The sequence below is a fragment of the Paraclostridium sp. genome (genome assembly GCF_051657365.1).
GTDB lineage: Bacteria > Bacillota > Clostridia > Peptostreptococcales > Peptostreptococcaceae > Paraclostridium.
Genome location: NZ_JBOFKN010000017.1, coordinates 1 through 9,380, shown reverse-complemented (window position 1 = coordinate 9,380; position 9,380 = coordinate 1). Strand labels below are relative to the sequence as shown.

At 28.7% G+C, this 9,380-nt stretch carries 10 protein-coding genes, 1 tRNA gene, 1 rRNA gene, 1 other RNA gene and 1 other annotated feature; of the genes, 12 read left to right on the top strand and 1 reads right to left on the bottom strand.

Going from position 1 to position 9,380, the window contains the following annotated elements:
• Window positions 1–8: 8 nt before the first annotated feature.
• From rrf to ACRCYC_RS00865, 11 genes are all read left to right on the top strand, one after another.
• Window positions 9–125: ribosomal RNA gene (gene rrf / locus ACRCYC_RS00915) — 5S ribosomal RNA — on the top strand.
• A gap of 86 nt (window positions 126–211) precedes the next feature.
• Window positions 212–433 carry a hypothetical protein gene (locus ACRCYC_RS00910; RefSeq protein WP_438617301.1) on the top strand — a complete coding sequence of 74 codons (222 nt, stop codon included), beginning with the start codon at window positions 212–214 and terminating at the stop codon, window positions 431–433.
• Between the two features lie 105 nt (window positions 434–538).
• The gene (locus ACRCYC_RS00905) at window positions 539–1,402 is read left to right on the top strand and encodes a mechanosensitive ion channel family protein (RefSeq protein ID WP_438617300.1); all 864 of its coding nucleotides are present in this window, start codon (window positions 539–541) and stop codon (window positions 1,400–1,402) included.
• Between the two features lie 80 nt (window positions 1,403–1,482).
• Window positions 1,483–1,708 (top strand) — a binding site (T-box leader).
• Between the two features lie 135 nt (window positions 1,709–1,843).
• Window positions 1,844–3,127 (top strand): serine--tRNA ligase, encoded by a 1,284-nt coding sequence (serS, locus tag ACRCYC_RS00900; protein ID WP_438617299.1) that lies wholly within the window; start codon window positions 1,844–1,846, stop codon window positions 3,125–3,127.
• A gap of 224 nt (window positions 3,128–3,351) precedes the next feature.
• On the top strand, window positions 3,352–3,807 hold the full coding sequence (locus ACRCYC_RS00895; RefSeq protein ID WP_438617298.1) for a nucleoside deaminase: 456 nt from the start codon (window positions 3,352–3,354) through the stop codon (window positions 3,805–3,807).
• Window positions 3,808–3,900: transfer RNA gene (locus tag ACRCYC_RS00890), tRNA-Ser, on the top strand. It begins immediately after the preceding gene.
• A 28-nt stretch (window positions 3,901–3,928) separates the two neighbouring features.
• Window positions 3,929–4,193, top strand: an RNA gene (gene ffs, locus ACRCYC_RS00885) — signal recognition particle sRNA large type.
• Window positions 4,194–4,334: 141 nt separating this feature from the next.
• Entirely contained in the window at window positions 4,335–5,975 is a 1,641-nt protein-coding gene (gene dnaX / locus ACRCYC_RS00880) for a DNA polymerase III subunit gamma/tau (RefSeq protein ID WP_438617297.1), read from the top strand.
• Window positions 5,976–6,041: 66 nt separating this feature from the next.
• On the top strand, window positions 6,042–6,383 hold the full coding sequence (locus ACRCYC_RS00875) for a YbaB/EbfC family nucleoid-associated protein (RefSeq protein ID WP_334309678.1): 342 nt from the start codon (window positions 6,042–6,044) through the stop codon (window positions 6,381–6,383).
• An 11-nt stretch (window positions 6,384–6,394) separates the two neighbouring features.
• Window positions 6,395–6,994, top strand: coding sequence for a recombination mediator RecR (gene recR, locus ACRCYC_RS00870; RefSeq protein ID WP_332525576.1), 600 nt, complete (start codon window positions 6,395–6,397; stop codon window positions 6,992–6,994).
• Window positions 6,995–7,156: 162 nt separating this feature from the next.
• Window positions 7,157–7,381 carry a hypothetical protein gene (locus tag ACRCYC_RS00865; RefSeq protein WP_332525575.1) on the top strand — a complete coding sequence of 75 codons (225 nt, stop codon included), beginning with the start codon at window positions 7,157–7,159 and terminating at the stop codon, window positions 7,379–7,381.
• 50 nt (window positions 7,382–7,431) lie between these two features.
• On the opposite strand, the gene ACRCYC_RS00860 is transcribed toward ACRCYC_RS00865, so the two are convergent.
• On the bottom strand, window positions 7,432–8,649 hold the full coding sequence (locus ACRCYC_RS00860; RefSeq protein ID WP_438617296.1) for an MGDG synthase family glycosyltransferase: 1,218 nt from the start codon (window positions 8,647–8,649) through the stop codon (window positions 7,432–7,434).
• Window positions 8,650–8,832: 183 nt separating this feature from the next.
• On the opposite strand from ACRCYC_RS00860, the gene ACRCYC_RS00855 reads away from it, so the two are divergent.
• The gene (locus ACRCYC_RS00855; RefSeq protein WP_438617295.1) at window positions 8,833–9,066 is read left to right on the top strand and encodes a glutaredoxin family protein; all 234 of its coding nucleotides are present in this window, start codon (window positions 8,833–8,835) and stop codon (window positions 9,064–9,066) included.
• Window positions 9,067–9,380: the final 314 nt, after the last annotated feature.

Sequence of the window (9,380 nt, the reverse complement as noted above, 5' to 3'; positions counted from 1 at the left end):
AAAGATTATGCGGTTGTTATAGCAAAGAGGATACACCTGTTCCCATTCCGAACACAGAAGTTAAGCTCTTTAGCGCCGATGGTACTTGGTGGGAAGCTGCCTGGGAGAGTAGGACGTAGCCGCGTAATCTTTTTTTGTTGTTCAAAAATAGTAATATTTAAAGCTTCTTGGACATATCCTTTATTAAACAAAATAAAAAGGGGTAGATTAAATGAAGTTTAGTATTGAAATATGTAGGGGTAATATTATAGATATAATTAAACTAGCAGAAGATAATAATTTAATTATTAATTCTATTGAACAAGGTCCTATAAATGATGAAATGATGAATATAAAAGTAGATTTTTCAGATGGCAGTAACATTTATGATATTGATAAATTTGCAAAAAATATTAAAGATTGCAATTACTTGAATTCTTGTGATAGAATTTAAGAGCTATGTATAGATGCATAGCTTTTTTTTATTGATTAAATTGAAAAAAATTTATAAAATAAGTAGGTAAAATTAAATAATTGTTTAATTAAGGAGGATGCTTATATGGTCACAGGAGTCTCAACGCAGGTTTCGCAACAAACTGTAGAAACATTTTTTCATGCAGTAAAAAATAGTGGACCTAAATTAATATATGCAATTGTAGTGTTGATTTTAGGTCTATATGCCTGTAGATTATTAAAAAAACATAGTAGAAATTTTATATTAAAACATAATGTAGAACGAGGAGTAGCTAATTTTGCTTCATATGCTATTTATGGAATAGGGTTAATAATAGTTATTATGACGTCTCTAGATATTATCAATTTCCCTGTACAGTCTGTTATGACCGTTATGGTTTCATTAGTTGGTGTAGTAGGTTTATCTTTAGGTTTAGCATTTAAAGAAATTCTGTCTAACTTAGGGGCAGGAATGATAATTTTATTTTTTCAACCGTTTAAAACAGGGGATTATATAGGCGGTTCTGGAGTTGAGGGTACAGTTTCCGATATACAAATTTTTAGTACAATTTTAAAAACTCCAGATAATAAGGCTATAATAGTTCCTAATTTCAAATTAACTAGTGACAATATAATCAATTATACTCATCAAGAAAATAGAAGAATAGATTTTTCATTTGGAGTTTCTTATGATAGTGATATAAGAATGGTAAAACAAGTTTTAGATAAAATTTTCAAAGAAGATAAAAGAATTTTACAAGATCCAACTCCTATTATAGGTCTTAATACATTAGGTGATAATGCTATGCAAATTGCGGCTAGACCTTGGGTTAAGACTGATGATTACTGGGATGTTTACTTTGATGTAATGGAAAAAGTAAAGACAAAATTTGATGAAAACAATATAGAAATTCCATTTCCTACAAGAGTTGTTTATTGTAAAAATTTAGACGATGATTTAAGTAAGTAGAAAAAATAATGAAAAAATTTGAATATTAGTATTGAAAGTTGAGAATATATATAATATAATGATTAACAAATAGAACAAAGAACAAAGCTATGAAGGAAATTAGTAAAAAGCAAGTTTGTATTCAGAGAGTGAGTGGTTGGTGAAAACTCATTACAATGGTTTTTGAATCCGTTCCTGAGCTACTAATCGGAAATAATAGTAAGATTAGTCGTATACCTACGTTACAGGATTTAAGAGGTTTATATTGAATTTTCAAATATAAACAACTAGGGTGGCAACGCGGATAACAAGACTTTCGTCCCTTTTTCAGGGATACGAAGGTCTTTTTTTGTACAAAAAAACGGAAAAATCACTGAAATAAAATTGCTGATATATCAATAGGGTTAACGTTATTTTGAAAAAATATAAATATAAAAAATACTATAAACAGGAGGAATAAAAATGTTAGATATAAAAAGAATTAGAGAAAATTTAGAAGAGATAAAAAAAGCAATGGAAATAAGAGGCGAAAAGGAATTTGATCTTGATGCTGTTGTTGAGTTAGATAATAAAAGAAGAGAATTACTTCAAGAAGTTGAAGTAATGAAGAATGAGTTAAATGTAGAATCAAAAAAAATACCTCAATTAATAAAAGATGGTGTAGATGTGACTGAAGCAAAAGCTACACTAAAAGATTTATCTGACAAGATAAAAGGGTTAGATGAAAAAGTTAAAGAAGTAGAAGTTGAAATGGAATATAAGCTAATGAGAATACCTAATGTTCCTCATCCAGATGTTCCACAGGGAACAACTGATGAAGACAACGTTGAAATAAGAACTTGGGGAGAACCTACTAAATTTGAATTTGAAAATAAAGCGCACTGGGATGTAGGGACAGGATTAGGAATATTAGATTTTGAAACTGCTGGAAAAATAACAGGATCAAGATTTACTTTATATAGAGGATTAGGAGCTAGACTTGAAAGATCTTTAATAAACTTCTTCTTAAATACTCATACTGAAAACCATGGATATACAGAAGTATTACCTCCATTCATGGCAAATAGAGCTAGTTTCATAGGAACAGGACAACTTCCAAAGTTTGAGGAAGATATGTTTAAATTAGAAGGGCTTGATTATTTCTTAATACCAACAGCTGAAGTACCTGTAACAAATATACATAGAGATGAGATATTAACTGTAGATCAATTGCCAATAAAATATTGTGCATATACTCCATGTTTTAGATCTGAAGCAGGTTCTGCAGGTAGAGATACTAGAGGTTTAGTAAGACAACATCAATTTAATAAAGTGGAGTTAGTTAAATTTGTTAAGCCAGAAGATTCTTATGAAGAGTTAGAAAAATTAACACATGATGCAGAAACTATGTTACAAATGTTAGGATTACCATATAGAGTTGTTAGAATATGTACAGGAGATTTAGGATTTACAGCTGCATTTAAATATGATTTAGAAGTATGGATGCCAAGTTATAACAGATATGTTGAAATATCTTCTTGTTCAAACTTTGAAGACTTCCAAGCTAGAAGAGCTGGGATAAGATTCAAGAGAGATAAAAAAGCTAAAGCTGAGTATGTGCATACATTAAATGGATCTGGATTAGCAGTAGGAAGATGTTTAGCTGCTATATTAGAAAACTATCAACAAGCTGATGGATCTGTAATAGTTCCAGAAGCATTAAGACCATATATGGGTGTTGATGTTATAAAGAAAAATGAATTATAAGGTTAAATAAGTTAATGAACAGTAGTGAGTTTTAATATTTAAACTTACTACTGTTTTTTTATTAAGGTTATTAATAATTAAATTATTAATAAAAGGGGTATTTTATTAAGTTGAAATAATAGTATTAAATTGTAAAACTATAGGAGAATATGAATTAAAATTTGAGTTGAATTATAAATTTAATTATGGTAATATTAAATATGTTATAAGTTTTAGGAGGAAGCATGGATAAATCGTTTTATATGAATGAAGCAATAAAAGAAGCATATAAAGCTTATGAAAAAGGTGAAACACCTATAGGTGCAGTAATAGTAAAAGATGGAGAAATAATATCTAGAGCACATAATTTAACTGAAACATTGAATGATCCAACTGCCCATGCTGAAATTTTAGCGATAAGACAGGCTTCAGATCACTTAGGTGGATGGAGACTTATAAATTGTGACTTGTATGTAACTATGGAACCGTGTATAATGTGTAGTGGAGCTATAGTTCAATCAAGAATAAAGAAACTTATAATAGGAACTAAGCATATAAAAAACTTAAACATAGAAAAACAACATAAATTTAAAATAGATTATTTTGATACTTGCAATATAGATGTAACATTTGATATTTTACAGCAAGAATGTTCAGATGTATTGCAAAAATTTTTCAAGGAATTAAGAAAGCGACAGTAAGGAGAGATGGTCGAGTTGGTCGAAGGCGCTCGCCTGGAAAGTGAGTATACGGGTAAAACCGTATCGTGGGTTCGAATCCCACTCTCTCCGCCAAACAAACTTAATTATGGTTATAAGTTTGCTGTGCTAGACGGGAAGGTAGCGGTGTCCTGTAACCTGCAATCCGCTATAGCAGGGTTGAATTCCATCTAGAGGTCTATATATTGTAGGGCTGCCCTAAATAAGTGGTGTTGACACTTAGGTCCTGCGCAATGAAAGCTCATAAATCCCGCCAGATCCGGAAGGAAGCAACGGTAAGTGATCACTTTCGTGTGCCGCGGGGGTGCCTAAGTCGAGCTAACTGTTTAGGTAACGCCTATGATAGTAAATCAATAGATGGTGCACAGCTTTAATATATAAAAACAGGAATCCCTTATAGTTAAGGGATTTTTTTGATATAAAAAATAAGTATTTGGTTTTAGATAATATTACGATAGATTGGTATATAATAAAATATAGGGATTTTAGAATTAAGGAGAGATAAATTTATGCATAAGGCGCTTTATAGAGCCTATAGACCTCAAACATTTAAAGACGTTGTAGGACAAGAACATATAGTTAGAACTTTAAAGAATCAAATACAAAACAATAATGTGGGACATGCTTATCTATTTTGTGGGACTAGAGGTACAGGTAAAACTTCTACTGCAAAAATATTTGCAAGGGCTGTAAATTGTGAAAATAGTATTGATGAAGAGCCTTGTAATCAATGTGAGGTCTGTAAGGACATATTAAATGATAATATAATGGATGTTATAGAGATAGATGCGGCATCGAATAATAGTGTTGATGATATAAGAGAAATAAGAGAAAATGTAAAGTATACTCCTGCTAAATGTAAGTATAAAGTATATATAATAGATGAGGTTCATATGCTATCTCAAGGAGCATTTAATGCTTTATTAAAAACATTAGAAGAACCACCATCATATGTAATATTTATATTAGCAACAACAGAACCACATAAGATACCGGCAACGATATTATCTAGATGTCAAAGATTTGATTTTAAGAGAGTAACTGTTAAAGATATGGCATGTAGAATGAAAGAAATATGTGATGATGTTGATATTGAAGTGGATGATAGAGCTTTAAATTTAATAGCTAGAAATTCACAAGGAGCATTAAGAGATGCTCTTAGTATACTAGATCAATGTATGTCTTTTAGTGATGGAAATATAGAGTATAAAGATGTAGTAGATTTGCTAGGTACTGTAAATGTAGAACAGTTATTTGAGATGGCCGAGTATGTTATAAATGAAGATACTAAAAAATGTTTAGAAATTTTAAATGAATTTGTAATATGGGGTAAAGATATAAAAAACCTTATAGATGATTTGATTGATCACTTTAGAAATTTAATGGTATGTAAGGTATCCAAAGATTTAGATGAAATAATATCTTTACCGGAAGAAATTATAGATCAATTAAAAAATCAAGCGAATACAATTGAAATTGATGAAATTATAAGGATACTTAATATATTATCTACGACTCAAGATGCCATTAAATCATCATCTAATCCTAGAGTTTTAGCTGAGGTCAGTATAATGAAGCTTTCACAACCTATGTTTGATGATAGTAAGGAAGCATTATTAAAAAGAATATCTATACTAGAAGATGTTATAAGAAGTGGAAATATAAAAGTTAGCAATGGTACAGTGAATGAAGAAACTGTTGCAACAAAAGAAGCGAATAAACAAGAAGAAAAAGAAGAAATATATTATGAAGAAGTTAAAAGTGAAGATATTAAATTAATAGAAAGTTCTTGGGAAAATATACTTATGCATATAAAAAAGGATAAAAACATGCCTGTATATGCAATATTAAGAGAAGCTAAAGATTTTAATATAAATTCTAATAATTTATATGTAATATTTGATGATAGTTTTGCTTTTGCGAAGAATAAATTAAGTAATGTAAACACATTAGCATATATTGAAAGTGTAGTTAGAGAGACTATAAATAGAAGTTTTAGTATCAAGATAATGTTAAGATCAGAATCTAAAAATATAAAGCTAGAAATAGAAAAAAATCAAAAAGATAAAGGCGAAGAAATACTAGAAGAGGTTTTTTCTAAAGAGTTATTAGATATAAAGCAAAGTGTGAATGAAAATGAAATTAAATAATAAATGCTATTATGATATAATAATAGCGTAATTTAAATAAAATAAAACTTAAGGAGGATTTTACATATGGCTAAAAAAGGATTCCCAGGGATGATGCCTGGAAACATGAACCAATTATTAAAACAAGCTCAAAAAATGCAAACTGATATGCAGAAGGCACAAGAAGAGTTAGAAAGCAAGGAACTAGAAACTTCTGTTGGAGGAGGAGCTGTTACTGTTAAAGTTAATGGTAAAAAAGAAGTTATAGATATACAAATAAAACCTGAAGTTGTAGATCCAGACGACATAGAAATGCTTCAAGATTTAGTATTAAGTGCTGTTAATGAAGCGTTAAGAAGCGTTGACGAAATGCAATCTTCACAAATGAACAAATTAACTGGAGGAATGAATATCCCAGGATTATTCTAGTAGGTGATAAGATGCAAACTTATTCAGGACCAATATCAACTCTTATAGAAGAATTTTCTAAACTTCCAGGGGTTGGAAGAAAAACAGCTCAAAGATTAGCCTTTCATGTTATTAACATGAACATGAATGATGTAGAGGCTTTATCAAAAGCTATTGTAGAAGCTAAAAAGGAAATTAAATATTGTTCTATTTGTTATAATATAACAGATAAAGATCCATGCAGTATGTGTTCTAATAAAAATAGAGATAGCAGGGTTATTTGTGTTGTTGAAGATCCTAGAGATGTAGCTGCTATGGAAAGAACGAAAGAATTTAATGGACAATATCATGTTTTAAATGGAGTTATATCTCCTATGGATGGTATAGGACCAGATATGATAAGAGTTAAAGAGCTTATACAAAGATTAGGAAATCAAGAAGTAAGTGAGATTATAATGGCAACAAATCCAACTATAGAAGGTGAAGCTACCGCTATGTATATAGCTAGACTTTTAAAACCTATGGGTATAAAGGTAACTAGAATAGCTCATGGACTTCCTGTAGGTGGAGATTTAGAATATGCAGATGAAGTTACAATTTCAAAAGCATTAGAAGGAAGAAGAGAAATATAAAAAATCGAGTTTAATTCTCGGTTTTTTTTATTTTGAAAGAAACTCTTGTCGTTTTTTAATAGAATTTTTGGTATAAAATTTACTATACAAATATTGAAGTATAAATCTTGATATTGTATAATTTGATGTATAATTTACTAAAAATTTTAATAGGGGTGCAAAATGAAATCGGCTATGAATTTTGAAGAACACAAAGCTATGAAAGAAAAGAGAAATAAAAAAATGAAGTCATTAAAAGAAAAAGAAAAATATACGGAAGCTGACGATATGAGTATTCTCATAAAAAAGAAAACAAAAAAACCTTTAAAATCAAAAGAAAGTAATTTTAGAAACAACTATAAAAACTATCAATATGACTATGAAGAAGATTTTTATGAGCCTAGATAAAGGCTATTAGAAGATAAATAAAAAAATCTGTAGGTATCTACAGATTTTTTTTATTTGCATTCTAGTAACTTAGATTCAATTAGATTAGCTATGTTTTGAGATGAATTGAACTTTCTTATTGATTTTATATTTTTCTTAAGAATATCTAATCGAGAAGAGTCATCTATAAGTACTTTTAATAAAACTGACAAAGAATATTTTTTAGTTGTTCTAAGTGCTGAACCACAATTACATAAAAAATCTAAATTTTCTTCTTCTTGACCAGGTATATAATAAGGAACAATCATAGGAACATCTTTTAATAATGCCTCTGTAGTCGTAAGTCCACCTGGTTTAGTAACTAAAACATCAATAGAAGCTAAAATATCATTCATTTTATTTGTAAAGCCTAAAACTTTTACATTTTTATTTATATTATGTAACTCTAACTTTTTTTCTAATTTTTCTCTAAGTGATTCATTTTTACCTGTTATTACTAAAATTTGGAAATCTCTATCTATACTAATTAATTCTTCTAAAGTTTCTTTTATATTTCCGGCTCCAAAACTACCACCCATTAGAAGTACTGTTAACTTATCACTATCAAAGCCTAATTCAGCTAGAACGGTTTCTCTATCTCTATGTTGTAAGAAAGATTTTTCAACAGGTATGCCTAAAGGTTTAACTTTATGAGCATCTACACCTTCTGAAATAAGAAGTTCTTTAACATATTCATGACCAACAACATAATAGTCTAATTCATTTTGTATCCAAGTTGAATGTGTAGTATAATCAGTCAATACAGATATAAGCGTAGGGAATGAACTTTCATTAAAATGACTAGCAAACCTATCATTAAGATTACTATGAAAAACTATATTACTACTAGTATGACTGCATTGTTTTTTTAATGTACTAAGTGCTATCATAGGAAATGGATGAGTACCTATAATTATATCGGGTTGTTCATCTAAAAGTAATGTTCTGAATTTTTTAGCCATGAAAGTAGTTATCATATTATCTTTAAATTCATTTTTAGAAGCTAATCCAGACTCTGAAAAACGATAAACCCTTCCATAGGCATTTGGGGTATATATAGCTGATTTTTCGTATCCTCTAGAAATTATTTTATCCATAGTAGTATTAACTAGTTTTAAACTATCTATAATTTTACACTCTATATTTTCTCCATCAATTGTTTTTTTTATTAGTTCTTCTTTGATTGCTCTAGCTGCTCTATTATGGCCACCACCTGTAGAGGCAGACATAATTAATACTTTTTTGATCATATTTAGAACCCTCCTAAAATTAATCTTTCGAATAATTTATAAATTATTATGTTTAAAAATAAACTTTATTAGTTAAAATATAGTATTGACATATTACAATTAATATTTAATACTAATCTAATATATGTTTGATAAAAATACAAGTATGGTATTTTTGAAATTTAAAGGGGAGGTATTATTAATATGGTAAATGTTGAAGTTTTTAGTAGTGATAAGTGTAAAAATTGCGTAGAGTTAAAAAAATATTTCAAGGAAAATAATATAGAATATATAGAACATAATATTTCAAGAGATCAAGAAGCTAGAAAAAATTTAATAAAATTAGGATATATGTCTGTACCATTCTCGCTTATTAATGGAGAACATGTTTTAGGGTTTGATATAATAAGAATAAAACAATTATTAAATACTAAGTAATATAAATTATTTGAAATACTTATATGTATGAATAAAAAAAAGCTATAATTGGAAAGCTTGTTTTATAAGTAGATTATAAAAAATAAAAAAAGTTTAAAAAAAGTTTAAAAAAAGTATTGACGTTAATAAATTAAGGTGGTATAGTATTACTTGTCCTTAAGAAAAGGGCGAAACACAAACGAGAAAATGAACTTTGAAAATTAAACAGTAGGTTAATTATAAAAATTCTTTTTAAAAGAATTAAACACAAACAACCAAGCCAGATATTCAGATAATGATTAGCTGAGCGATGGACAACTTTTTAAATTATATTT

Excerpts from the sequence above, each read along its gene's own strand:
- ACRCYC_RS00910 (WP_438617301.1), top strand. The coding sequence starts at position 212 with ATGAAGTTTAGTATTGAAATATGTAGGGGTAATATTATAGATATAATT.
- ACRCYC_RS00905 (WP_438617300.1), top strand. The coding sequence starts at position 539 with ATGGTCACAGGAGTCTCAACGCAGGTTTCGCAACAAACTGTAGAAACA.
- serS (WP_438617299.1), top strand. The coding sequence starts at position 1,844 with ATGTTAGATATAAAAAGAATTAGAGAAAATTTAGAAGAGATAAAAAAA.
- ACRCYC_RS00895 (WP_438617298.1), top strand. The coding sequence starts at position 3,352 with ATGGATAAATCGTTTTATATGAATGAAGCAATAAAAGAAGCATATAAA.
- dnaX (WP_438617297.1), top strand. The coding sequence starts at position 4,335 with ATGCATAAGGCGCTTTATAGAGCCTATAGACCTCAAACATTTAAAGAC.
- ACRCYC_RS00875 (WP_334309678.1), top strand. The coding sequence starts at position 6,042 with ATGGCTAAAAAAGGATTCCCAGGGATGATGCCTGGAAACATGAACCAA.
- recR (WP_332525576.1), top strand. The coding sequence starts at position 6,395 with ATGCAAACTTATTCAGGACCAATATCAACTCTTATAGAAGAATTTTCT.
- ACRCYC_RS00865 (WP_332525575.1), top strand. The coding sequence starts at position 7,157 with ATGAAATCGGCTATGAATTTTGAAGAACACAAAGCTATGAAAGAAAAG.
- ACRCYC_RS00860 (WP_438617296.1), bottom strand. The coding sequence starts at position 8,649 with ATGATCAAAAAAGTATTAATTATGTCTGCCTCTACAGGTGGTGGCCAT.
- ACRCYC_RS00855 (WP_438617295.1), top strand. The coding sequence starts at position 8,833 with ATGGTAAATGTTGAAGTTTTTAGTAGTGATAAGTGTAAAAATTGCGTA.